Origin of the sequence: Streptomyces sp. NPDC051987 (assembly GCF_040680735.1) — a bacterium.
Taxonomy (GTDB): domain Bacteria; phylum Actinomycetota; class Actinomycetes; order Streptomycetales; family Streptomycetaceae; genus Streptomyces.
Genome location: NZ_JBFAXI010000032.1, coordinates 58,037 through 81,141 on the forward strand (window position 1 = coordinate 58,037; position 23,105 = coordinate 81,141).

Below are 23,105 nucleotides of genomic sequence, written 5' to 3' on the forward strand. Positions count from 1 at the left end.
TCGGCCGTCGGCCATGCTCGGTTGGCGGAGCCGTTACGCTGGAGGCGTGGCAGTTGTCGATGTATCCGAAGAGCTCAAGTCCCTCTCCTCGACCATGGAGTCGATCGAGGCCGTTCTGGACCTCGGCAAGCTGAGGGCAGACATCGCCGTGCTCGAGGAGCAGGCGGCCGCGCCGTCCCTCTGGGACAACCCGGACGAGGCGCAGAAGATCACCAGCAAGCTCAGCCACCTGCAGGCCGAGGTCAGGAAGGCCGAAGCGCTGCGCGGGCGGATCGACGATCTTGCCGTGCTCTTCGAGATGGCCGAGGAGGAGGACGACCCGGACACCCGCGCCGAGGCCGAGTCCGAGCTGGCCGCCGTCCGCAAGGCGCTGGACGAGATGGAGGTCCGGACGCTGCTCAGCGGGGAGTACGACTCCCGGGAAGCGCTGGTGAACATCCGCGCGGAGGCCGGTGGTGTCGACGCCGCCGACTTCGCCGAGAAGCTGCAGCGCATGTACCTGCGCTGGGCCGAGCAGCACGGATACAAGACCGAGCTCATCGAGACGTCGTACGCCGAAGAGGCCGGCATCAAGTCGACCACCTTCGCCGTCCAGGTGCCGTACGCCTACGGCACCCTCTCCGTGGAGCAGGGCACGCACCGGCTCGTGCGCATCTCGCCGTACGACAACCAGGGACGCCGCCAGACCTCCTTCGCCGGCGTCGAGGTACTCCCCGTGGTCGAGCAGTCCGACCACGTCGAGATCGACGAGAGCGAGCTCCGGATCGACGTGTACCGGTCCTCCGGCCCCGGCGGCCAGGGCGTCAACACGACCGACTCCGCCGTGCGCATCACGCACCTCCCCACCGGCATCGTGGTCTCCTGCCAGAACGAGCGTTCGCAGATCCAGAACAAGGCCACCGCGATGAACGTCCTCCAGGCCAAGCTCCTGGAGCGGCGACGCCAGGAGGAGCAGGCCAAGATGGACGCCCTCAAGGGCGACGGCGGCAACTCCTGGGGCAACCAGATGCGCTCGTACGTCCTGCACCCGTACCAGATGGTCAAGGACCTGCGCACCGAGTACGAAGTCGGCAACCCCGAGGCCGTGTTCAACGGCGAGATCGACGGGTTCCTCGAGGCCGGAATTCGCTGGCGCAAGCAGCAGGAGAAGTAACTTTGTCGACTTGCCCGTGACGGGCCGACCGACCCTGAACTGCCGCCCCTGTGGCGGCAGTTCTCGTTTGGCGGCCTATTGTCTGGGTTTTACGTCACACTCACAGGTTTCAACTCCCGGCATTCCGCGCGCAACTGGACATCGCGCGCGCAACGCCCTTGACGTTGCTTTGAAAAATGGGAAGGGTGAAGCGTGGCATGCGTATCTCTGGGGCGCATGTGAACCGGGGGAGTCGGCAGCGTCCTTGCCACCCCCGTCGATCACGGCAGGCCCCATGCGCCCGCTCACTGACTATCAGCTACTGGGGGTAGCAACCAGATGACCAAGAAGACGCGGATCCGGGTCGCGCGGATAGCCGCCGGTGCCGTGATCGCCGCCGGTGCCTCGCTGACCGCGGCCGGCGCGGCCTCCGCCCTCTCCCTCGGCGTCAGCGCCGACGAGACCGGCGTCTCGGCCAACGTCAACCTCGACGACCCGTCGGAGACCCCGACGGGCGACCCGAGCGAGATCCCGACCGCCCCGGCCAGCAGCGAGCCGGCCTCCACCCCGCCCGCGAGCCAGGATCCCTCCGAGTCCAGCGAGCCGACGGACGAGCCCACCCAGCCGACCGAGGAGCCCACCGAGCCCTCGGACGAGCCCACCACGGACGCTCCGTCCGACGGCAGCACCAGCGGCAGCGGCACCGGCAGCCACGGCGGCGGCAACAACACCGGCACCGACGGCAACTCCGGCACCTCCGCGCAGGAGGCGGGCACCTCCGCCCTCACCGACACCGGCTCGTCGAACACCCAGGCCCAGGGCGGCGGCGACCAGCTCGCCGAGACCGGTGCCGGGCAGACGGCCTTCCTCGTCATCGGTGCCGCCACGATGATCGCCGGCGGCATCGGCTTCCGCGTCCTGCCGCGTCTCATGGGCGGCCGCGGCGGCGCAGCGGCCTGACGGTAGGCGACCGCTCACGGAGCGTACGCGCACCGCATGGCGAGGGGCCCGGAGCAACCGCTCCGGGCCCTTGCCTCGCCTGTGTGAGTTTCGTTACGCGGTCTGGTGCGCCGCCAGCAGCGCAACCGCGGCGATCAGCACCGCCAGCAGCCCGATCAGCGCCATCGGGTTCAGGCCACCGAGGAAACTCTCCTGCTGAAGACGCTCGCGGTTGGCCCGGCACACGGGGCACCGGCCCTCGCTCACGGGCGCCGCGCAGTTCGCGCACACCAACCGGTCGTACGTCATGCGCTCGCCCTCCTTGCACCGGTCATCGTCTGCACAACGCTCCGCGGAACGAGAACGTTCCCCTCCACTGTGCCAGGTTCCCCGGGAAAGAGCGCGGCCGTCCGCGGAGCTCGCCCGGCGCTCGGGGGCACTCCGTGCGGACCGCCCAGGAACAAAACCGCACAAGCCTCACCCAACCGTGACCGGCGCCTGCGCTTCCTCACCGGACTCGCGTATGGTCACGCTCATCTACCCCCGGCGACCCGTGGTGCATCCGTGATCCGATTCGACAATGTCTCCAAGGTCTACCCCAAGCAGAGCCGCCCCGCACTCAGGGATGTGTCCCTGGAAGTGGAGAAGGGCGAGTTCGTCTTCCTCGTGGGGTCCTCAGGCTCCGGAAAGTCCACCTTCCTGCGGCTGATCCTCCGCGAGGAGCGGTGCAGCCACGGTCAGGTGCACGTCCTCGGCAAGGACCTCGCCCGGCTGTCCAACTGGAAGGTGCCGCAGATGCGCCGCCAGCTCGGGACGGTCTTCCAGGACTTCCGCCTGCTGCCCAACAAGACGGTCGCCGAGAACGTGGCCTTCGCCCAGGAGGTCATCGGCAAGTCCAAGGGCGAGATCCGCAAGTCCGTGCCCCAGGTGCTCGACCTCGTCGGGCTCGGCGGCAAGGAGGACCGCAGGCCCGGTGAGCTGTCCGGCGGTGAGCAGCAGCGCGTGGCCATCGCGCGCGCCTTCGTGAACCGGCCCAAGCTGCTGATCGCGGACGAGCCCACCGGCAACCTCGACCCTCAGACCTCGGTCGGCATCATGAAGCTGCTGGACCGCATCAACCGGACCGGCACCACCGTGATCATGGCCACCCACGACCAGAACATCGTGGACCAGATGCGCAAGCGTGTCATCGAGCTGGAGAAGGGCCGCCTCGTCCGGGACCAGACCCGAGGCGTCTACGGCTACCAGCACTGACCGCGCCCGTCCACGGAAAGGCATAACCCGACGCCATGCGCGCCTCGTTCGTACTGTCGGAGATCGGAGTCGGTCTCCGCCGCAATCTGACGATGACCTTCGCGGTCATCGTCTCGGTCGCCCTGTCCCTGGCGCTCTTCGGTGGCTCGCTCCTGATGAGCGACCAGGTCAACACCATGAAGGGCTACTGGTACGACAAGGTCAACGTCTCGATCTTCCTCTGCAACAAGAGCGACGCCGAGTCCGACCCCCACTGCGCCAAGGGCGCGGTGACCGAGGACCAGAAGAAGCAGATCCAGTCCGACCTGTCCAAGATGTCGGTGGTCGAGAAGGTCACCTACGAGTCGCAGGACGAGGCGTACAAGCACTACAAGGAGCAGTTCGGCGACTCGCCGCTCGCCGACTCCCTCACGCCGGACCAGATGCAGGAGTCGTACCGGATCAAGCTCAAGGACCCGGAGAAGTACCAGGTCGTCGCGACCGCCTTCGACGGCCGGGACGGGGTCCAGTCGGTGCAGGACCAGAAGGGCATCCTCGACAACCTCTTCGGCCTGCTCAACGGCATGAACTGGGCGGCCCGCATGGTCATGGCCCTGATGCTGGTGGTCGCCCTGATGCTGATCGTCAACACGGTGCGCGTCTCCGCGTTCAGCCGTAGGCGCGAGACCGGCATCATGCGTCTGGTCGGCGCCTCCGGCTTCTACATCCAGGCCCCGTTCATCGCGGAGGCCGCCGTCGCCGGCCTGATCGGCGGCACGGTCGCCTGCGGATTCCTGGTGATCGCCCGCTACTTCATCATCGACCACGGCCTGGACCTGTCCCACAAGCTCAACCTGATCAACTTCATCGGCTGGGACGCCGTGTTGACCAAGCTCCCCCTCATCCTCGCAACGAGCCTTCTGATGCCCGCCCTTGCGGCGTTCTTCGCGCTGCGCAAGTACCTGAAGGTGTGACGCATGCCAAGAGGGCCGTACGGGCAACAGCCCGTGCGGCCCTCTTGCGTTGTCCTAGACTCACCCGCATGTCAGGCCGAGAGCTGTTCTGTCAGCCCCGCCGGGTTCGCCGGGGGGCGGCTCTGACGTTGGTTTTCGCCGGGCTGTTGGTGACCGGGGCGGCCACCGGGGCGTTCCCCGACCCGGGGCAGCCGGACCGGAAGTCGCCCACCGGAGCCGCTCGGGCGGGCGCCGCGCACGAGGACGTCGCGAAGGCCGCCGCCGAGGCGATGGCCGACGGCACCTCCCCCATGGAGGCGGCGGAACGCGCGGTCAGCCGCAGCGGGGACCGGTGGGCCGCGGTCTACTCCGAGGGCGAGTACCAGGAGTTCGAGGAAGCGCTCGACGGCCAGTACACGGGCGTGGGGCTGTGGGCCCGGCGCACGGCGGACGGGCGGATCGAGGTGAGCCGGGTCCAGGCCGGGTCGCCCGCGGCCCTCGCGGGGATCAGGAAGGGCGACCGGCTGCGGAGCGTCGACGGCGAGGACGTCGACGGGCGGCCCGTCACCGACGTCGTCTCGTTACTGCGGGGTGACGCCACCGACGCCCGCGCCGGTACGACCGTCACCCTCGGCCTCCGACGAGGCACGCGCGTATGGCGCGAGACCGTGCGCCGGGCGCTGCTGTCCACCGACTCGGTGAGCGTGCGGAAGCTGGCCGCGGGCATCACCGTCATCAGGATCTCCGCCTTCACCAAGGGCTCCGGTGACCTCGTGCGCACCGCCGTCCGGCAGGCCCCGGCCGGCGCCGGGATCATCCTCGACCTGCGCGGCAACTCCGGCGGACTGGTCGGCGAGGCCGTCACCGCCGCCTCCGCCTTCCTCGACGGCGGTCTGGTCGCCACCTACGACGTCGACGGCGTCCAGCGCGCCCTGCACGCCGAGCCCGGCGGCGACACCGCCAGACCCCTGGTCGCCCTGGTCGACGGCGGCACGATGAGCGCGGCCGAGATGCTCACCGGCGCCCTCCAGGACCGCGGCCGCGCGGTCGTCCTCGGCACCCGCACCTTCGGCAAGGGCTCCATCCAGATGCCCACCCGCCTCCCCGACGGCTCGGTCGTCGAACTCACCGTCGGCCACTACCGCACCCCCTCCGGCCATGTCGTCGACGGCCGGGGCATCACCCCCGACCTCGACGTGTCCGCCGGGGCGCTGGAGCGGGCGGAGACGGTCCTCAGCGGCCTCGGCGACCCGTCCTAGACCTCGGCGCCCCGTCGCGGACCTGGCCGGCGCCCGCTAATCCGCTTCCCCCGCACCCCGTCCGTAGTGCGAAAATGGAGAGCACTATGGCCAAGGGAATGTACGTACCGAAAGAGTCCCAGCAGAAGCAGCAGGGGACGGCCGCCAAAGCCAGGGACGGCGAGAAGGGCGGCAAGCGCAAGATCGTCGCGCAGAACAAGAAGGCGCGGCACGACTACGCGATCATCGACACCTACGAGGCCGGCCTGGTGCTGTCCGGCACCGAGGTGAAGTCGCTGCGCCAGGGCCGGGCCTCGCTGGTCGACGGCTTCGTGCAGATCGACGGGAACGAGGCGTGGCTGCACAACGCCCACATCCCCGAGTACAGCCAGGGCACCTGGACCAACCACTCGGTGCGCCGCAAGCGCAAGCTGCTGCTGCACCGGGAGGAGATCGACAAGCTGGAGGTCAAGGCCCAGGAGACCGGTCACACGATCGTGCCCCTTGCCCTCTACTTCAAGGACGGCCGCGCCAAGGCGGAGATCGCGCTGGCCCGGGGCAAGAAGGAGTACGACAAGCGGCAGACCCTGCGGGAGCAGCAGGACCGCCGGGAGAGCGACCGCGCGATCGCGGCGGCGAAGCGGCGGCAGCGGGGCGCGTAGGGCGCGGGAATGCAGTGGCATCGGCGGGCGTTGGTCACGTACGATGGCACCAACACCCGGGGAAGCCTGGGTGGGCAGATTGAGCTGTTTTTTAATTAAATACAGCGACATGGGGATGATCGGTTTCGACAGCGGCTGTCGAAGCAGGGGAAGCGTGTCGAGAAAGCGGCCATGATCTCGTAAACCACAGGCCGAAAAAAATAATCGCCAATTCCAAGAGCGATTCTCCCGAGCTCTTCGCTCTCGCTGCCTGATCAGGTAGTGATCGAATAGCTCCTTGATGGGAGTGTCAGCCCGGGGCTGTTCCCGACCCGGATCCTGGCATCAGCTAGGGGACTAAACCTTGATCCCGGTCACGGGGTGAAGAGGGAAACCAAACAGTGACTGGGCCCGTCGGCGACTTGTTCGCGTGATCGCCGGGGCCGAGAAAATCACAGCGAACTGCACACGGAGAAGCCCTGGTTCCGCACCGTTGGACGCGGGTTCGATTCCCGCCATCTCCACAATCTCCATGTTGCGAGGGCCCGGCGGTCACAGACCACCGGGCCCTCGTCGTGTCCGAGGGGCCGCGGAGCAGCCATGTGAAGAATGATCCCGGCCAGTCAAAAACCTTCACAGGTATCGCACGGGTCTTGGTGCGTTCCAGACCCGGGCTTGTCATGCCCCTACGCGAAAAGCTGGCCGTCTCAGCCGACTCGTCCCGTCCGCGCCGCGATGACGCCGAACGGGAGACCACCTATGCACGGCTGGAAGGTGTGGGCGGGCAGTTGACCGAACGTGTCGCCCGCGAACTCGGCCCGGGCAGGATGGTGACCTATGGAGGGATCGGTTAGCCGGGTGCCGGAACATGACGAGCCGTACTACGTGATGTACGACACGGACTTCGGACTCAGTGGACTCGCGGGGGAGCTGTCCGCCATGCCCGTGCCGTACGAGGATCCGCAGATCGGGCGGGACGCCCGGCGGCTGCTGGAAACCTCGCTGCCGGACGACACCCTCCGCACGCTGTGGCTCGCCGCTACCGGCGGGCGGTTCGATCCGGCGGACCACGGCACGGGCACACGTGACTGGCTGCGCCGGACCTCGGAGGAGTGTCCACCGCCGGAGCGCAGGACGTCCCCGACGTCTACCAAGTACCTGAGCACCATCCCGTCGGGCTTCCCGCCCCACCCGGCCAAGCCGGAGGAGGAGGTGCGTGACGCGGTCCTGGCGGAGATAAGGGCGACGGAAGCCGAGCCGAGCGGGGCGGCCCTGCCACCGGACGCCATCCCGGCATTGCGGCAGGCCGTCGCCCAGGCCGGCGCCGACCTCGGGTTCCGGCTGTTCCTGCGGACGCTGAAGGCATACGCGGTCGAGGTCGGCAGGGAGCAGTACGACCGGTTCCTCGCCCTCAGCGACCGCTTCGAGTACCCCTACGCCGTCATCCGCGACGAGCTGAACGTCGCCTGGCCGCCTGTCGACACGACACGGCGCGAGACTGATGGGGACTTCGGCCTCTCAGAGCTCACGGAACGGTTCGCCGGGGAGTGGCACGAGGCGACGGCAGAAGAGGTCGTGCGGCAGGCCGCAGCCTGCGACCACGTCCGGCAGGCGCCGGGCACCGCCGCGGCCGTCCTGCTGGAGGACTCCTTGCGGCTGCTCGAATCCCCCCTGTCAGCCGACATGCTCACAACCCTCTGGCTGGCCGCGTCGGACGGCGGTTACGCCATCGACCGCCTCGGCATCGACGTACGGCACTGGCTCGGTCAGATCGCCGAGGTCTGCCGCGAGCGGCTACGGGACGCCGCCCCCGCCGGACGCCCCGTCCCGCCGCCGTCGGTGCGGGTCGACCTCGCGGAACCGGTCCTGCGGGAACTCGCGGAAGTCCCGCCCGGGCACCCGATTGCGGGTAGCGCCGTGTTGGAGGCGCTGGCGCAGGTCGTCTCACAGGTGGACCCCGATCTCGGCTTCCGGCTGTTTCTCCGCGTTCTGCAGGTGCTGTTCGTGCCGCTCAAGGCGGAGCAGTACGCCCGCTACGAGGCGATCGGTGAGCGGCTCGGGTACGGCGAGTTCCATGTGAGCAACGTGGAGTTCCTGGCTCAATAGAGCGGGAGCTCGGCGGGCCCTGGCCGACGTTCCCCGTCGGCCATCACCGGCGGACCCGGTCCTCGCTGAGATGGCAGCGGATCGGTGCGTGCCGGACGAGGGCAGGCGCCACCTGGTGGACGCCGTCAAGTTCATGGTCGAACAGGACCAGTCGGCGGATCCGGTTCCAAACCGACGGCGCGCCGCTCCGGTTTGGCTCCCGCAGCGGGACGCCGTTTCGCGGGTGCCGTCACCGTGCCTCGCGCGGCGCCGTGCTCGCCCGTTCCGTCAGCCGGGGCGGGAGCAGCGTCGCCTCCGGCACGTCCGGGTCGCCGGCGAGCTTGCGCATCAGCAACTCCGCCGCCCGCTCCCCGAGTTCCGCGGCCGGCAGGGCGACCGAGGTGACCGGGACGCGCAGCCCCGCCGCCAGTTCGTCCGGACAGATCGCGGTGATCGACAGGTCGGCGGGGACGCGGAGGCCGAGGTGCTCGAAGGCGTCGATCAGGGGCTCCAGGACCGCCTCGTTGTGGACGACGACACCCGTCAACGCCGGTTGCGCACGGAGCAGTTGCTCCGCGACCCGGCGCGCCCCCGCCGGTGTCGCCTCGCACGGGTGGACGGCGGACGCCATCCCGTTGCGGTCCGCCGCAGCCGTGAAGCCCTGGACCACCCGCTGGGCGAACGCGGTCTCCCGGAGGTACACCTCCGGCGGCGAGCCGACCAGCGCGACCACCCGGTGCCCCAGCCCCGCCAGCCGCTCCACGCACAACTCGCCGGCCGCCCTGAAGTCCAGGTCGACACAGGTCAGGCCCTCGGCGGCGGCCGGGAAGCCGATCAGCACCGACGGCCGTTCCAGGGTGCGCAGGAGCGGCAGGCGCGGGTCGTGCAGCTGGACGTCCATCACGATCAGGGCGTCGACCAGTGCCGTGTCCGCGACCCGGTGCAGGCCCTCCTCGCCCTCCTCCTGGGTGAGGAGCAGTACGTCGTGGTCGTAGCGGCGGGCCGTCGTCACCACCGACACCGCGAACTGCATCACCACCGGGACGTGGATGCCGGTGCGCAGCGGGATCACCAGGGCGAGGACGTTGGAGCGGCTGCTGGCCAGGGCGCGGGCGCCGGCGTGCGGGCGGTAGCCCAGTTCGCGGATGGCCGCCTCCACACGGCGCCGGGTCTCGTCCGAGATCGGGCGCTTGCCGCTGAGCGCGTAGGACACGGTGCTGGGGGAGACCCCGGCGTGCCGGGCCACGTCGGTGATCTTCACCATCAGCGCAGCTCCAGGGAGAGGAACCCGGTGCCGACCGCGGCCCGCGCCGTCCGCTCCCCGGCCGCCAGCGCCCAGGGCGCCGCCGGATCACTGCACGAGGCGCGCAGGGTGTCCCCCTCCCGTACGACGGTGAAGGTGACGTCCCCGACCGGCACGGTGACCTGCGCGCCGCGCTCCAGGGCGTAGGCCCGCAGGGTCACCCCGTCGGCGTGGTCGTAGTCGGGGCGGTCGGCCACCGCGCCGACCGGGATCACCGCACCCGGACGGACCAGGAGGGGGACGCTGAGGAAGTCGTGGCGCTCGCGGACCCAGCCGGGGCCGGTCACCGTCCGGCCGGTCAGGAAGTGGGTCCAGGTGCCGCGCGGACAGTAATATGTCACATACCCCTCGTCGCCGAAGACCGGCGCCACCAGCAGATCCGCCCCCAGCATGTACTGCCGCTCCAGATGCGCACACCCCGGATCGTCCGGGAACTCCAGCACCATCGCCCGCATCACCGGCACCCCCTCCGCCGAGGCGGTGCGCGCGGCCTCGTACAGGTAGGGCATCAGGCTCAGCTTCAGCCGGGTGAAGTGCCGCAGCACGTCCACCGACTCCTCGTCGAACAGCCACGGCACCCGGTACGACGACGACCCGTGCAGCCTGCTGTGCGAGGACAGCAGCCCGAAGGCCAGCCACCGCTTGAACAGCGCCGGGGTCGGGGTGCCCTCGAAGCCGCCGATGTCGTGGCTCCAGAACCCGAAGCCGGACAGGCCCAGCGAGAGGCCGCCGCGCAGCGACTCGGCCATCGACTCGTAGGTCGCCTCGCAGTCCCCGCCCCAGTGCACGGGGAACTTCTGGCTCCCGGTCGTCGCCGACCGCGCGAACACCACCGCCTCGCCCTCACCCCGGTGCTTGCGCAGCACCTCGAAGACGGTCCGGTTGTAGAGGTAGGTGTAGTAGTTGTGCATCCGCTCCGGGTCCGAGCCGTCGGACCAGGCCACGTCCACCGGGACGCGCTCCCCGAAGTCGGTCTTGAAGCAGTCGACCCCCTGGGCGAGCAGCGCCTCCAGCTTGGCCGCGTACCAGTCACGCGCCGCCGGGGACGTGAAGTCCACCAGCGCCATCCCCGGCTGCCACAGGTCCCACTGCCACACGCTCCCGTCCGGTCGCCGCAGCAGGTGCCCCAGCTCCTTCCCCTCGGCGAACAGCGGCGACCGTTGCGCGATGTACGGGTTGATCCAGACGGACACCCGCAGTCCGCGTTCGTGCAGCCGCCCCAGCATCCCCTCCGGGTCCGGGAAGACCCGCGGGTCCCAGCGGAAGTCGCACCAGTTGAACTCCCGCATCCAGAAGCAGTCGAAGTGGAAGACGGACAGCGGCAGTTCGCGCTCCCGCATGCCCTCGATGAAGGACGTGACCGTCTTCTCGTCGTACGAGGTGGTGAAGGACGTGGAGAGCCACAGCCCGAAGGACCAGGCGGGCGGCAGCGCCGGGCGGCCGGTCAGGGCCGTGTACGTGCGGAGAATGTCCTTCGGGGTCGGGCCGTGGATGACGTAGTACGTCAACTGCTGCGACTCCACGCTGAACTGGACCCTGGACACCGCCTCGGAGCCGACTTCGAAGGACACCTTCCCCGGGTGGTCGACGAAGACGCCGTAGCCCGCGTCCGTGAGGTAGAACGGCGCGTTCTTGTAGGCCTGTTCGGTGGCGGTGCCGCCGTCGGCGTTCCAGACGTCGACGACCTGGCCGTTCTTGACCAGCGGGCCGAAGCGTTCCCCGAGGCCGTAGACCGAGGTGCCGACCCCGAGGTTCAGCTGTTCCCGCAGGTAGTGGGCGCCCGTGGCGGTGTCCCGCATGATGCCCATGCCCTTGGGGCCGCTGGAGGTGAGCGTGCGGCCGCCGGCGAGGAAGTCCAGCCGCCAGGGGGCGGCCCGGCTCAGCCGCAGGGTCAGCGCGCCGGAGGTGAGGGTCGCGTACGCGTCGTCGTACGACACCTGGGACGCGACGTCGCCCCGCCGCAGCTCGAAGTGCGGACCGCGGGGCCGCTCGCCCTCGAAGTGGGTGAAGGTGACGCCGATGACGCCGGGCATCGGGGTGTGCGCGCTGATCGTCAGGACCGGTCCCCTCAGCAGGTCGCCGCGGTGGCGGATGGGCCGGGTCGGCGCGTGGATCTCCAGGGCGCCGTCCGAGGCCGTGACGTCGAGGACCTCGACCGGGTGGGCCGCGGTGACGCCCTCGCGCAGCAGCCAGTAGCCGTCGGTGAACTTCACGCGCGAACCTCCTATTTGACGGCTCCCACGGCGATCCCCCGGGTGAGCGTCCGCTGGAAGACGAGGAAGAAGACGAGGGCCGGGAGCACGCCGAGCAGGGCGGCCGCGTTGGTCATCGTGGCGTCCATCAGGCGCTGGCCCTGGAGGACGCCGAGGGCGACGGACACCGTCTGGTTGTCGTTGGAGATCAGCATGACCAGCGGCAGCAGGAACTCGTTCCAGGTCCAGATGAAGAAGAAGACCAGCAGCACGCCGAGGGTAGGGCGGCTCACCGGCACGACGATCCGGACCAGGATCTGCCACTTGGTCGCGCCGTCGATCCGGGCCGCCTCGACGATCTCGCGCGGGAACTGCCCGAGGACGGCGGAGAGGAGGTACGTCCCGAACGCCGACTGGATCACCGTGAACACGATGATCACGCTGAGCCGGGTGTCGTACAGACCGGCCTGCTTGCTCAGGTAGTACAGCGGGTAGACCAGCGCCTCCTGCGGCAGCAGGTTGGCGAGCACGAAGAACGCCAGCACCCAGGTGCGGAACCGGATCCGGCCGATGCCGATCGCGTAGGCGTTGAGGACGGAGAGGGCGGTGGCGAGCAGGGCCACCGAGCCGCTGATCAGGACCGAGTTGACCAGCTTCTGGCTGTAGTCGACGCGCTGCCAGAAGTCCTTCAGGCCGTCCAGGTACAGGCCGTGGGGGAGGCTCAGCGGGCCGTCTTGGGAGTACTCCGCCGGGGACTTGACCGCGTTGACCGCCACGATCAGGAACGGCACGACCATGAAGAGGGCGGCGAGGCAGAGGGCGAGGAGGACGGGGTAGCGGCGCAGGGCGGTCGGACGGGTCATACGGCCTCCGCCCGGTTCTGCAACTTCAGGCCGATCATCGCCAGCGCCAGGATGATCACCGTGAGGACGGTGGAGATCGCCGAGCCGTAGCCGACCTGGGTCTTCTCGAAGAACGTGGTGAAGGAGAAGTAGGAGGGGACGTCGGTGGCGCCGCCGGGGCCGCCCTTGGTCAGGACGTACACCGCGCCGAAGACCTTGAGCGCGGCGATCGTGCACCAGGTCAGGACGACGTACACCTCGGGGCGGAGCTGTGGCAGCGTGACGTGCCGGAAGCGGCGCCACCAGCCGGCGCCGTCCAGCTCGGCCGCCTCGTACAACTGGGGGTCGACCCGGCCCAGCCCGGCCATGAAGACGACCAGCGGGAAACCGATCTGCACCCAGACCAGCACGCCCATGACCGTGTAGAGGGCGAGGTCAGGGTCGCCGAGCCAGTCCTGTTGCCAGGAGCCGAGACCGACGGCCTTGAGCAGGGCGTTGAGGGAGCCGTTGTCCGGGGCCAGGATCCAGCTCCAGACGATGCCGGCGACCGCGACCGGCAGCACCTGGGGGAGGTAGAAGCAGGCGCGCAGCACGGCCGCGATCCGGGTGCCGAAGTGCTTGCCGACGTAGTCGAACAGGGCGGCGGCCAGGACCAGCCCGAGCGCGGTCGGGAGCGCGGCCATCGCCACGACCATGAAGAGGCTGTGCCGGAAGGACGCCCAGAACTCGGAGTCGTGCAGCAGCTCCCGGTAGTTGGCGAGCCCGGACCAGTGCGGGCTGCCCACCCCCTGCCAGTCGGTGAACCCGACGGCCGTGTTCATCAGGAACGGCACGACGACGACCGCGAGGAAGGCGAGGGCGCCGGGGAGCAGGAAGAGGGCGTACGAGTCCCGGCGCACCCTCACTTGGTGCCCTTGTCGTAGGCCGTCTGGAGGTTGCTCAGATAGGCGTCCGGTTTCTCGCTGCCGGTGATCAGCTTCTGGGTCTCGGAGACGAGGGTGTCGTAGAACCCGGCGACCGGCCAGTCCGGGTAGAAGGCGAGGCCGTCGCGCTTGCTGACGGTGTTGAAGTCGGCGATGAGCTGCTTCGACTTGGGGTCGGTGACGGCGCTCGCGTCCGCGGCGACCGGGACCCCGCCCTTGTTGCCGAGCAGGTTCTGGATCTTCTTCGACATGGTGATGTCGATGAAGTCGTAGGCGAGGTCCTTGTTCCTGGAGTTCTTCGGTACGACCCACAGGTTGCCGCCGGAGCCCAGGGTGAGGTTCGAGCCGGGCCACAGGAAGCTGCCCCAGTCGAACGTGGCCTCCGACTGGAAGCGGCCGTACCACCAGCTGCCGGAGAACAGGATGGGCGACTTGCCCTGGATGAACGAGACGCCCGCCTGCTCGGCCGTGGTCCCGCTGGACGTCTTGGCGATGTAGCCCTTCTTCACCCAGTCGGCGAAGGTGGCCGCCGCGTACGTCCAGGCCTGGTCGTGGAAGTCGACCTTGCCCTTGTACAGCTCGTAGGCGTCGACCCACGAGCGGTCGGCCTTCGAGAGCGCCAGCTGGTAGAGGTACTGCTGGGCCATGTACTCGGAACCGGCGTTCGCGAGCGGGGTGACCCCCTTCGCCACGAACGTGTCCATCGCCGCCGTCAGGTCGTCGAACGTCTTCGGCTCGGCGATCCCGTACTTCGCGAACAGGTCCTTGTTGTAGTAGACCATGGTGTACTCGGCGTAGTTGGGCACCCCGTACCACTTGCCCGAGCCCATCACGCCGTCGGCGTCGTACCGGCTGGTGGTGCGCACGCCCGCGCTGAGCTCCTTGTCCCAGCCGCGCCGGGCCGCCTCGGCGGTCAGGTCGGTGAGCAGCCCCTGCTTGGAGAGCAGCCCCGCCGTCGCGTTGCCCTTGTTGTACTCCATGATGTCGGGTGCGTCGGAGGAGTTCAGGACCATCGGGGCGGTCTTCTGGATCTGCTCGAAGCTCTTCTCCTCGTACTTCACCTTCACGCCCGGGTGGGTCGCCTCGAACTCCTTGATGGCCTCGTTCCAGGCCACCCCCATCGCGCTGGTCGGTCCCTCGTAGTGCCACAGCCTGAGCGTCTTCGCGTCGGACGTGCTGCCGCCCGAGCCGCCGCAGGAGACGAGGAGCAGCGATCCGGCGAGGATCGCCGCCGCGGTCGCGGTCCGCCTTCGTGCCGTCAACATCCAATGCCTCCGGGGGAGTCGGATGGATGGTGCTCGTCCCGCGTCGAATCGGTTCGATGCCGGACGTCGAAGCGCTTCGACGCAGGACGGTAGGTGCGGGCTGTGCAAGCGTCAATGGATGTGACAGGAATCGCGGGAAGCGATTCGACTGACGGCGCTGACGGCGTGCACGGCGAGGGCCACGACGGCCGCCGCGGCCGGGGTGGCGAAGGCGGCCGTCGGCGAGACGTGGTCCGCCGCCCAGCCGCCGAGCGCAGAGCCGCAGGCGATGCCGGTCAGCAGGGCGGTGACCACCAGGCTCATCCCCTCGTTGAGGCGGCCCTCGGGGGCCCGGTCCTGGACCAGGGTCATCGCGGTCACCATCGTCGGGGCGGTCGCCATGCCGGCCGCGAGCAGGGCGGGGGCGAGCGCCCAGAGGCTGTCGAGCGTGCGGGCGGCGAGGAGGGGGAGGGACATCAGGACCGCCATCGACAACAGGCAGAGGGTGAGCCTGCGTTCGGCCGGTCCGGCCGGTCTCGACGCCCCGTACAGCAGGCCCGCCGCACAGGAGCCGGCGGCCTGGAGGGCGAGCACGGCACCGGCGGCCGAGCGGTGGCCCTGGGCGTCGGCGTAGGCGATGGTGACGACCTCCATCGAGCCGAACACCGCGCCCGTCGCCACGAAGCAGACCAGGAGGGTGCCGAGGCGCAGCGGTGTCCGTGCGGTGGCCGACCCGGCCCGGGGCGGCGGCTCGGTGGCCCGCTGGGCGGTGAACAGCAGCGCACCGGTGAGCAGCAGCACCGCGCCGACCAGGGTGCCGGCCTCCGGGAAGAACGTGCCGGTCAGGAAGGAGGCGAGGACCGGACCCAGCATGAAGCACAGCTCGTCGGCGGCCTGTTCGAACGAGTTCGCGGTGTGCAGGGCGGCCGTGTCGTCGCGCAGCAGGTGGGCCCAGCGGGCGCGGCACATGCCGCCGAGGTTGGGGGTGGTGGCGGTGGCCGCGTAGGCGGCGAACAGGGTCCAGTCCGGGGCGCCGTAGCGGACGCAGAGCAGCAGGGTGAGGCTGCCGAGCACGGCGATGACGGTCGCGGGTATCGCCACCCGGGCCTGCCCGTGCCGGTCGACGAGCCGGGCGATCCAGGGCCCGGCCAGCCCGGTGGCGGCGAGGCCGGTCGCGGTGACGGCACCGGCCAGGGCGTACGAGCCGCGCGACCCGGCGATCATCACGACCGCGCTCACGCTGAACATGCCCATCGGGAGGCGGGCCAGCAGGTTCCCGGCGGTGAAGGCCCGGGTGCCGGGGAGGGCGAAGAGGCGGCGGTAGGGGCCGGGCGGGCGGGGGCGGGGGCGGCCGTCGAACCGGGTGCGGGATCGGCCGTCGAACCGGGGGCTGAAGTCGACGGTGACGAGGGAGTCGGCGGTGACGGTGTGGGCGGTGGCGGCGGTGCGGGCGGTGTGGGCGGTGGGGGCGGTGTGGGCGGTGGCGGCGGTGGCGGCGGTGGCGGCGGTGGCGGCGGTGCCGGCGGTGGGGGCGGTGCCCGCGGTCCCGGCGGTGCGGTTGGCCCGGTCGGCGTGGTCGGCCCGGTCGCGGTCGGTGTGGTCGGCCCGGTCGGTGTGGACGGTTCGGTCGCGGTCGATGTGGACGGCCTCGCGTGGGTCCGGCGGAGTCGGTTGCGGCATGGACACCACCGTCGCCCCGGGCGATCAAGGGGTCCAACACCTGCTGGGCGCCGATTCACGCACCTGTGTTGTAAGTTCGCGTGATGCCAGCGCCCGCCTCGCCCGCCCACATCGAACCCCGTCTGCTGCGCGTCTTCGTGACCGTCGCCGAGGAGCTCCACTTCACCCGCGCCGCCGCCCGGCTGTACGTCGCCCAGCAGGCGCTCAGCCGTGACGTACGGCGGCTGGAGCGGGAGCTGGGCGCCGAGCTGTTCCTCCGCAGCACCCGGCAGGTCAGCCTCACCGCCGACGGTGCCCGGCTGCTCCCGTACGCCCGCCGGGTGCTGGCCGCCCAGGACGCCCTGCTCGCCGCGTTCGGGCAGGCCCGGCCGCTGCTCGTGGACCTCAACTCCCCAGGCCTGGAAACCGCCCGCCGCGTCCTGCACCGCGCCCGCGAACTCGCCCCCGACTGCGAACTGATGGCCCGCTACGAGAGCGGGCTCACCGGAGCGGCGGCCGAACTCCTCGCCGGGCGGCTCGACGCCTCCTTCGGACGGTTCGCGGGACTGGACCCGGCGCTGCGCTCCGGACTCGAACACCAGCCCGTGCGGTTCGAACCCATGGCCGTAATTCTCCCCTCGGATCACCGGCTCGCGGCCCTGGAAGCGGTGCCGCTGGCCGCGCTCGCGGGCGAGACGGTGTACGCCGGCGCCGGGAACGAACGCACCCTGGAATGGACCGACCTGGCCTTTCACCTCTTCGAGGGGCGCGGCACCGCGGTCGCGCCGCCGCTGCCGCTGGCCGTCGGGGAGGAGGAGTTCCAGCGAGTCATGGCCAAGGACCGGTACCCCATCCTCGCGGTAGTGGGATTTCCGGCCATACCTGGGAGCGTGTCGCGGCCACTGGTCGATCCGGTCCCGCTGTCGCCCGTGTCGCTCGTATGGCGAAAGGGGCTGGTCCATCCGGGAGTCGACGCGTTGCGGCGGGCGGCCGCCGAGATCGGCCGGGCGGAGGGCTGGCTTCGGCGACCGGTCGACGGATGGATTCCGGCCAGTGATCAAGAGGTGATGTACGACCACAAATGACACATCGGGAACGCGGATCTCCCCCGTGCGCTAGCTTCATGGGCCCGAGCGCGGAGAGCCGCAAGGGGGCGCTCGGAGCGGGTGGGGGCCCGTTCCGTTGACGTGTGCTCGGGTTCGTCAGTGCGCCCGGAACAGTCCCGTGAGGGGATGCACGCGCGTGACGAGCTGGCGAGAAGAGACCCAACCCGAAATGCCGCAGGTGGCCCTGGACGCCCGGGATGTGCCGGTGACGGGCGAGGACGGGGCGGCGGCAACTGCTGCGGGCGACGGCGGGGTGACGGCGGGCGGTGTGGACGCTGGTGGTGTGGGGACGGGCGTGGCGGGCGCCGACGGGGGCGGGGCGGCGGGAGCAGCGGGAGCCACCGGGGCGACCGAGGTGCTGCGGGCCGGGTCGTTACGAAACCCGTGGAGCGTGGTCGAGCCGCCGATCCCGGTGTTTCTGCGCGACCGGGCCCCAGGCCCCGTCCACGACCCCGACGAGGTGACCGTCCGGAACGACGCCGGTTCCGTAGGAATACGGCGGACCGGGCCGACCGGGTCGACCGTGCCGAGCGGGTCGACCGCGCCGACGCGGTCCGCCGCGGCGGGAGCCTCCGGGGCCCGCGGTTCTTCCGGGCCCCTCGGATCTTCCGGACCCCCCGGTCCTGCCGAGGACTCAAGCGCTCCCGACGCCCCCGCCCCCGCCCCCGCTCCCGTGCCCGTCCCCGTCCTCGTCGATGAGTCGGGGCGGCGCAGCCGCCGGCTCCGCAGGCTCGGGATGGCCGTCGGCCTCGCCTGTGCGGTGTACGCGGTCGTCATCGTCGTCACCTTGCTGTCGGGGAGTTCTGACGCGCCCTGGCTGCCGGTGCCGGGACAGAACGCCGACAGGCCCGTCGGCAAGGTCGACGACTCGCCGCGGCCCGCACGCTCGCCCCGGTCCTCGGGCGACGGCGCCCCGGTGGCCGGCCCGGCCGTGAGCGGCGGTACGACCCCGTCGGGCGGCGCCTCCTCCCGCGCGTCCGGTACCGGAAAGACAACCGCGCGGCCGAGCGCGTCGGCCTCCGCACGGCCGACCTCGTCCTCCGGGGTGACGGTCACCTCGCCGACGCCGGGATCGCCGTCCGCCTCCGCCGAGCCGTCCACGGTGCCGCCCACCTCCGACGCGCCCTCCTCTCCCGCCTCGTCGCCGCCGCCGGTCTCACCCAGCGCGTCGGCCGCCCCCACCTGAGGCCCGGTCGCTCAGGGTGCCCCCTGGCACTAGTGCCATTCCTCGGGATCGAGCGCGGCCCCTACGAACCCGTCCCCGGTGGTGACGGTGAGGCCGGGTTGCTCGACGCGCGCAGCGATCTTCGCGCCGTCGAAATCCCTGAATGCCAGGACGAAGTGTTCGGCGACGGGGGGTCGGTCCAGGGGGTCGCCGTCGAGGTCCACGGCCGAGTTCGCGCGGTCGGCGCCCTGGCAGAGAACCGATACGAGCAGCGGGAAGTGCCCCGTCCGCAGCAGTAGATCAGCGTCGTGCACCACGCCCACGATCCCCGCCCCGCCTCCCGTGACCTCGCCGCACAGGTCGTCCAGACAGTCGACCAGGGCGTCCCAGTTCCGGCCGAAGTAGCCGGGGAAGCGGAGGGTGTCCGCGAAGGTGCGGAAGACGCCCTGTTCGGTCATCAGCTCACCGGCGTCGAAGTGGTGGACACGGGCGCCTTTCGCTGTCAGCTCCGACAGTTGTCGTCGGATCCTGGTGGACTCCTCCGGGACAAGGAGAACCCAGGGCTGGGAGGTGCCGTCACTCACCGGAGTTCACCTGAGGCAGCTGTGTCATGAACTCCCCGAACTCGGCCAGGGACTTCTCCAAGTCCTCTCGCCCTGCGTCGTCCTCGGGCAGGAGGGGAAGCCGGGGTCCCGCGAAACGCTCGGCCGCCGTGTACACGGCGCTCGCGAGGTCCTCAGCGGACGAGCGGTCGATGACCATACCGTCGTGGAGGGTCTCGATCGAGCCGTCCTTTCGGCGCCGGAACGTCAGCGAGAATGACGAGTCGATGGCGGCCGTGGTGAAGGTCCGGGCCCGGCCCGACAGGAAACGGCACAGTCCGTCCAAGAGGAGAGACAGCGAGAGATAGATCATCATCGCCTGGTCCGGGGTGCGGTCCCGCGAGCTCGCCGCTCCCCGGTCGCCCCGGACGTCCATGTGCCCCAGGTCGAATCCCGACGGCGGGGGTGCCACGTTCTCGGCCACGGAGAACTCGAAACTGAGCGTCGGCCGGGAAAGGGCGGTGCCCTCTCCCCACTGGAACATGTACTCGCCCCGCCCGGCATCGAAGGCCACCCGCAGTCCGCGGTCCGGGAGGCCGAACTGCTGCCTGACCCAGCCGTCCATGGCCAGGGCCGCGACTTCCGGCCGGTAGTGGGCGGGCGGGAACGTGAACGACGTGACTCTGACGGTCAGGCCCTCCGGGTGCAGTGACAGCAGGGCGGACGCGTGCGCGGCCAGGCCGTGGGCCAGCCAGTGGACGTCCCGCCAGTGCGCTCCCGCGGGCGGGATCAGGCGCACCTGCCGGTCGATCTGCAGGAAGAAGCCGTCCTCTTCGCCCGGGAACATGTGCCCCGCCGTCAGATCGGCGGCAAGCCCGCCGAGCGGGTTACGGAAGCGGTACGCGAAGGTGCTGGTCTCCGTCGCGTGTCCCTCTCCGGGCACGGTTGCCGCGAGGAGCTGCCGCAGACGTCGTACCTCTTTCACGAGCCGAGGTACGGCGTCCCGTGCCATCGCGATGAAGGCCGCGTTCTCGTCCCAGCGTTCGTCGGCGCAGTCCACGTAGCGTGGCTCCTGCACCAGGGTCGCCGCGATCAGCTCCCCGTGGTCGAAGCGGGGCCACCGCTCCCCGCGTCCGGTGTCCGCCACCGTGCTGACGGCGAGCAGGTTCATGGCATGGCGGTCGTCCAGGTGCCTGACGAACCAGGGTCCTGGCGTGGCCACGGCGCACATGGCCTCTATCTCGTCGAGATCGGGTACCGGCGCGTGGCCCTCGCCATCCGGCGGATGCTGTCGGCTCACGATCCGCCCAGCATCCGATCCTCGTCGAAGCCGAGCTCGTCCTCGATGCCCAGTTCCTCCGCGGCGTGCCAGCGCAGGGGGTCAGGCCAGGCCGCGGGATCACCGGTGGCGATGCTGCGCAGGAATCCGACGGCTTCTGGGGTGCCGATCTCGCCCAGGGTCTGAAGGGCCTTGATGCAGAAGGTGAAGTAAGGACCGTCGGTTGACTTCCGTTCCCGTACCAGGGCGGCGACCGGCTCGACTCCCTCCGGGGCCCGCAGCTCTCCGAGCAGGTCGACCAGGTCCTCGGCGTTCACGCCTACGGGCCTTGAGAGCAGCACCGCGGCCAGGATCGGTCCGAGCCCTTCGGGGTGGAGGTGCAGCGCCAGCGACGCGAGTCGTTCGAAGCGGCGCCAGTCCCCCTCGGCAGAGGTGATCCGCAACCAGTCGAGGATGCGCTGCCGCGCCGCAGGCACCGCGGCCGCGGTGTCCTCGGCCCGCTGGGCGCTGATGTATCCGCCGGTGACGAGGGAGTCCACCCGCTCCAGGTTGGTCATCATCGTCACTCCTGTGGTTCTATCCGGGGCGTCAGGGGTCGTTTGCGGGTCGTCCGACCGTCGGGCGGCATGCCACTCGATCAGTTGCCTCCCGTGTACGTCTCGAGCAAGGCGGTCAGGCGCCGAGCGTCCAGTAGGGCGAGTCCGTCGGAGGCGCGGGGCGGACGCGCAGGGCGGACATGTCGAAGCCCTCGTCGTCGTCATCGTCACCGGTCGGCAGGCGTCCGGACTCGTTCGGGTAGTAGTTCAGGCCGTACGACCAGTACTCCGGGAATTCGTGGTACATGAGATCGGGGTACGCAGAGATCTCCGTGTCGTGATACCGCTCGTTGATCCTGGCCACCGCTTCCGCCCGAGAAATACCGAACCGCGAGATCATCTCGTTCGCGATGTCGCGGAAGTACTCGACCATTCCTTCGTCGAGATCCATCAAGAATTCCGTTGCCATGATGTCGGAGGTCCTACTCGTGATTTGAGAACGAGGTGTTCGGCGACGGCGGGTCGGTCCAGGGGATTGCCGTCGAGGTCCACGGCCGAGTTCGCGCGGTCGCCGCCTTGGCAGAGGACCGATACGAGCACGGGGAAGTGCTCCGTCCACAACAGGAGATCAGCGTAGTGTACGACGCCCGCGATCCCCGCTCCGCCTCCCGTGACTTCGTCGCAGAGGTCGTGCAGGCAGCCGACCAGGGCATCCCAGTTCCGGCCGAAGTAGCCGGCGAAGCGGAGGGTTTCCGCGAAGGTGCGGTGGACGCCCTGTTCGGTCATCAGATCACGAGCGTCGAAGTGATGGACCAGGCCGCCACTCGCCGTCACCTCCGACATTCGCCGCTGGACCTCGGCCGAACCTTCCGGTGTGAAGACGGACCAGGACGCCCCACCGCGGCTCGTGGCGGCGTTGCCGCTAACGGATTCCCTCCACGAGTTTCCCCAGCGCACGATCGCTCGTCTCTGCAAGAAGTGTGACGCTGTCCATGCCGATGTAGACCGCGCCGTCCGGCGCGATCCCCAAGTAGCTGTTCCGTCGGTCGGCCGACCCGATCGGATAGAGCTCAGTGTCGGCCTCCTCGCTGAGCACGTCGAAGATCTCGTCGTCCCACTCGGCAGCGGTCGGGTCCAGGCTGAACCCCATCCGGACCATCGTCTTTCCCGGCCCTCGCTCGCGGCTCTCCAGCCCGCCGAACTCGGCGAGGAAGCGGCGGGCCGCGTCGTGAATCCCGAAGCCGCCGTGTTCCAGGAGCGTGGTTTCCCATTCCCGGGTGGGCAACGAACGGCCCGGAAACCACCCTGCCGCCCGTAGGCCACGCTCCGTCTCAGCCGACCACCGCGGCGTGGTCTCCGCATTCACTTCTAGGTCCACCGCCCTCTTCCAAAGCCGTCCTCCGTGTCCGGTTTTCCGGGCAGGAATTCCAGCCCACTCCTCGCACTGCGGCAGTCTGGACGAGGCCTTCCCCGTGGTGACGGTCGGGGCCCGCTGCTCGACCCGGCGTGCGACCAGCTCACCGCCGGCCCCCCGGCGGCTTGCTCGGTCAACGCTCCGTACCATTCCCGCCCGGCGCGGGCTCCGTCTCGATGATGTGTCGCACCTGCCAGCGGGCCTCCTCCCAGCGGGCGCGGCGTGCGGCATGCCGCCGGTCGTCGTCCTTGTGGGGTGTCCGTTCCGCGTACCAGGCACCGATGTCGGACTGAATCTCCCGGGCGAGATCCTGACACCTGATCAGGGAACCGCGCATCACGTGTTCGCGGGCTTCTTCCAGCATGCGCTGACAGCCGACCCGCACGGCCTGCACCGTTGTGCCCGCCCCTGTGGCCAGTCGGTTCCGGTTGCCCTCCCACCGTTCGGCGACCGCGTAAAGGCGCTCTTGAGCCTGGAGCAGTCGGGGCGTGGCCTCGCCGCGTTCGATCGCCTCGTGGGCGGCCGCGAGGCACTCCTGGCACGCGGCCATCACTTTCTCCTCGATCTCCCCCTGCCGGATACCGAGCGCGTGCTGCGCGAAGTCCAACGCCAGGTGTCCGGCGCGCTTCTCGTCGACCTGACCGAGCAGTTCGTTGAGCAATTTGGGGAGAACGATCAC

General features: G+C 70.0%; 23 protein-coding genes and 1 other RNA gene. 10 read left to right on the top strand and 14 right to left on the bottom strand.

Annotated features, from left to right (window positions below):
• The first annotated feature begins 46 nt into the window (after nt 1-46).
• Both prfB and AB0M11_RS19210 read left to right on the top strand, forming a co-directional pair.
• Nucleotides 47-1,153, top strand: coding sequence for a peptide chain release factor 2 (gene prfB / locus AB0M11_RS19205; protein WP_365706892.1), 1,107 nt, complete (start codon nt 47-49; stop codon nt 1,151-1,153).
• A gap of 318 nt (nt 1,154-1,471) precedes the next feature.
• Nucleotides 1,472-2,092: a hypothetical protein gene (locus AB0M11_RS19210; RefSeq protein ID WP_365706894.1), complete on the top strand. Its 621-nt coding sequence runs from the start codon at nt 1,472-1,474 to the stop codon at nt 2,090-2,092.
• 93 nt (nt 2,093-2,185) lie between these two features.
• Here the strand turns inward: AB0M11_RS19210 and AB0M11_RS19215 are convergent, their stop codons facing one another.
• Nucleotides 2,186-2,380: a hypothetical protein gene (locus AB0M11_RS19215; RefSeq protein ID WP_089106595.1), complete on the bottom strand. Its 195-nt coding sequence runs from the start codon at nt 2,378-2,380 to the stop codon at nt 2,186-2,188.
• A 255-nt stretch (nt 2,381-2,635) separates the two neighbouring features.
• On the opposite strand from AB0M11_RS19215, the gene ftsE reads away from it, so the two are divergent.
• From ftsE to AB0M11_RS19245, 6 genes are all read left to right on the top strand, one after another.
• The gene (gene ftsE / locus AB0M11_RS19220) at nt 2,636-3,325 is read left to right on the top strand and encodes a cell division ATP-binding protein FtsE (RefSeq protein WP_365706897.1); all 690 of its coding nucleotides are present in this window, start codon (nt 2,636-2,638) and stop codon (nt 3,323-3,325) included.
• Nucleotides 3,326-3,360: 35 nt separating this feature from the next.
• A complete protein-coding gene (gene ftsX / locus AB0M11_RS19225) occupies nt 3,361-4,278 on the top strand; it encodes a permease-like cell division protein FtsX (RefSeq protein WP_365706899.1) in 918 nt (305 codons plus the stop codon).
• A 68-nt stretch (nt 4,279-4,346) separates the two neighbouring features.
• Nucleotides 4,347-5,516: a S41 family peptidase gene (locus AB0M11_RS19230; protein WP_365706901.1), complete on the top strand. Its 1,170-nt coding sequence runs from the start codon at nt 4,347-4,349 to the stop codon at nt 5,514-5,516.
• A 98-nt stretch (nt 5,517-5,614) separates the two neighbouring features.
• Nucleotides 5,615-6,157, top strand: coding sequence for an SsrA-binding protein SmpB (gene smpB / locus AB0M11_RS19235; RefSeq protein ID WP_365706959.1), 543 nt, complete (start codon nt 5,615-5,617; stop codon nt 6,155-6,157).
• Nucleotides 6,158-6,268: 111 nt separating this feature from the next.
• Nucleotides 6,269-6,663, top strand: a transfer-messenger RNA (tmRNA) gene (ssrA, locus tag AB0M11_RS19240).
• Between the two features lie 310 nt (nt 6,664-6,973).
• Nucleotides 6,974-8,242 (top strand): hypothetical protein, encoded by a 1,269-nt coding sequence (locus tag AB0M11_RS19245; protein WP_365706903.1) that lies wholly within the window; start codon nt 6,974-6,976, stop codon nt 8,240-8,242.
• A gap of 229 nt (nt 8,243-8,471) precedes the next feature.
• Here the strand turns inward: AB0M11_RS19245 and AB0M11_RS19250 are convergent, their stop codons facing one another.
• From AB0M11_RS19250 to AB0M11_RS19275, 6 genes are all read right to left on the bottom strand, one after another.
• The gene (locus AB0M11_RS19250) at nt 8,472-9,485 is read right to left on the bottom strand and encodes a LacI family DNA-binding transcriptional regulator (protein WP_365706905.1); all 1,014 of its coding nucleotides are present in this window, start codon (nt 9,483-9,485) and stop codon (nt 8,472-8,474) included.
• Nucleotides 9,485-11,737 (bottom strand): alpha-xylosidase, encoded by a 2,253-nt coding sequence (gene yicI / locus AB0M11_RS19255; protein WP_365706907.1) that lies wholly within the window; start codon nt 11,735-11,737, stop codon nt 9,485-9,487. Before yicI ends, AB0M11_RS19250 begins: the two co-directional genes overlap by 1 nt.
• Before the next feature lie 11 nt (nt 11,738-11,748).
• Complete coding sequence (locus AB0M11_RS19260; protein ID WP_365706909.1) at nt 11,749-12,579, bottom strand: carbohydrate ABC transporter permease; 831 nt, start codon at nt 12,577-12,579, stop codon at nt 11,749-11,751.
• Nucleotides 12,576-13,457 (bottom strand): sugar ABC transporter permease, encoded by an 882-nt coding sequence (locus AB0M11_RS19265; protein WP_365706911.1) that lies wholly within the window; start codon nt 13,455-13,457, stop codon nt 12,576-12,578. The genes AB0M11_RS19260 and AB0M11_RS19265 overlap by 4 nt, the downstream gene beginning before the upstream one ends.
• A gap of 2 nt (nt 13,458-13,459) precedes the next feature.
• Nucleotides 13,460-14,746, bottom strand: coding sequence for an extracellular solute-binding protein (locus AB0M11_RS19270; RefSeq protein ID WP_365706913.1), 1,287 nt, complete (start codon nt 14,744-14,746; stop codon nt 13,460-13,462).
• Between the two features lie 111 nt (nt 14,747-14,857).
• Entirely contained in the window at nt 14,858-15,997 is a 1,140-nt protein-coding gene (locus tag AB0M11_RS19275) for an MFS transporter (RefSeq protein WP_365706961.1), read from the bottom strand.
• Nucleotides 15,998-16,488: 491 nt separating this feature from the next.
• On the opposite strand from AB0M11_RS19275, the gene AB0M11_RS19280 reads away from it, so the two are divergent.
• Both AB0M11_RS19280 and AB0M11_RS19285 read left to right on the top strand, forming a co-directional pair.
• Nucleotides 16,489-17,469 carry a LysR family transcriptional regulator gene (locus AB0M11_RS19280; RefSeq protein ID WP_365706915.1) on the top strand — a complete coding sequence of 327 codons (981 nt, stop codon included), beginning with the start codon at nt 16,489-16,491 and terminating at the stop codon, nt 17,467-17,469.
• A gap of 694 nt (nt 17,470-18,163) precedes the next feature.
• A complete protein-coding gene (locus AB0M11_RS19285) occupies nt 18,164-18,676 on the top strand; it encodes a hypothetical protein (RefSeq protein ID WP_365706917.1) in 513 nt (170 codons plus the stop codon).
• A gap of 29 nt (nt 18,677-18,705) precedes the next feature.
• Here the strand turns inward: AB0M11_RS19285 and AB0M11_RS19290 are convergent, their stop codons facing one another.
• The 7 genes from AB0M11_RS19290 to AB0M11_RS19320 form a co-directional block, all read right to left on the bottom strand.
• The gene (locus AB0M11_RS19290; protein WP_365706919.1) at nt 18,706-19,239 is read right to left on the bottom strand and encodes a barstar family protein; all 534 of its coding nucleotides are present in this window, start codon (nt 19,237-19,239) and stop codon (nt 18,706-18,708) included.
• Nucleotides 19,232-20,497 carry a hypothetical protein gene (locus tag AB0M11_RS19295; protein WP_365706921.1) on the bottom strand — a complete coding sequence of 422 codons (1,266 nt, stop codon included), beginning with the start codon at nt 20,495-20,497 and terminating at the stop codon, nt 19,232-19,234. Before AB0M11_RS19295 ends, AB0M11_RS19290 begins: the two co-directional genes overlap by 8 nt.
• The gene (locus AB0M11_RS19300; RefSeq protein ID WP_365706923.1) at nt 20,494-21,036 is read right to left on the bottom strand and encodes a hypothetical protein; all 543 of its coding nucleotides are present in this window, start codon (nt 21,034-21,036) and stop codon (nt 20,494-20,496) included. Before AB0M11_RS19300 ends, AB0M11_RS19295 begins: the two co-directional genes overlap by 4 nt.
• 112 nt (nt 21,037-21,148) lie before the next feature.
• Nucleotides 21,149-21,481, bottom strand: coding sequence for a hypothetical protein (locus AB0M11_RS19305; protein WP_365706925.1), 333 nt, complete (start codon nt 21,479-21,481; stop codon nt 21,149-21,151).
• Nucleotides 21,463-21,855, bottom strand: a complete 393-nt coding sequence (locus AB0M11_RS19310) for a barstar family protein (RefSeq protein ID WP_365706927.1) — start codon at nt 21,853-21,855, stop codon at nt 21,463-21,465. Before AB0M11_RS19310 ends, AB0M11_RS19305 begins: the two co-directional genes overlap by 19 nt.
• Before the next feature lie 79 nt (nt 21,856-21,934).
• A complete protein-coding gene (locus tag AB0M11_RS19315; RefSeq protein WP_365706929.1) occupies nt 21,935-22,390 on the bottom strand; it encodes an SUKH-3 domain-containing protein in 456 nt (151 codons plus the stop codon).
• A 169-nt stretch (nt 22,391-22,559) separates the two neighbouring features.
• A complete protein-coding gene (locus AB0M11_RS19320; protein ID WP_365706931.1) occupies nt 22,560-23,105 on the bottom strand; it encodes a hypothetical protein in 546 nt (181 codons plus the stop codon).

Coding starts and splice junctions, on each gene's coding strand:
- AB0M11_RS19210 (WP_365706894.1), top strand. CDS start 1,472: ATGACCAAGAAGACGCGGATCCGGGTCGCGCGGATAGCCGCCGGTGCC.
- AB0M11_RS19215 (WP_089106595.1), bottom strand. CDS start 2,380: ATGACGTACGACCGGTTGGTGTGCGCGAACTGCGCGGCGCCCGTGAGC.
- ftsX (WP_365706899.1), top strand. CDS start 3,361: ATGCGCGCCTCGTTCGTACTGTCGGAGATCGGAGTCGGTCTCCGCCGC.
- AB0M11_RS19230 (WP_365706901.1), top strand. CDS start 4,347: ATGTCAGGCCGAGAGCTGTTCTGTCAGCCCCGCCGGGTTCGCCGGGGG.
- smpB (WP_365706959.1), top strand. CDS start 5,615: ATGTACGTACCGAAAGAGTCCCAGCAGAAGCAGCAGGGGACGGCCGCC.
- AB0M11_RS19245 (WP_365706903.1), top strand. CDS start 6,974: ATGGAGGGATCGGTTAGCCGGGTGCCGGAACATGACGAGCCGTACTAC.
- AB0M11_RS19250 (WP_365706905.1), bottom strand. CDS start 9,485: ATGGTGAAGATCACCGACGTGGCCCGGCACGCCGGGGTCTCCCCCAGC.
- AB0M11_RS19260 (WP_365706909.1), bottom strand. CDS start 12,579: ATGACCCGTCCGACCGCCCTGCGCCGCTACCCCGTCCTCCTCGCCCTC.
- AB0M11_RS19270 (WP_365706913.1), bottom strand. CDS start 14,746: ATGTTGACGGCACGAAGGCGGACCGCGACCGCGGCGGCGATCCTCGCC.
- AB0M11_RS19280 (WP_365706915.1), top strand. CDS start 16,489: ATGCCAGCGCCCGCCTCGCCCGCCCACATCGAACCCCGTCTGCTGCGC.
- AB0M11_RS19300 (WP_365706923.1), bottom strand. CDS start 21,036: ATGATGACCAACCTGGAGCGGGTGGACTCCCTCGTCACCGGCGGATAC.
- AB0M11_RS19305 (WP_365706925.1), bottom strand. CDS start 21,481: ATGGCAACGGAATTCTTGATGGATCTCGACGAAGGAATGGTCGAGTAC.
- AB0M11_RS19310 (WP_365706927.1), bottom strand. CDS start 21,855: ATGTCGGAGGTGACGGCGAGTGGCGGCCTGGTCCATCACTTCGACGCT.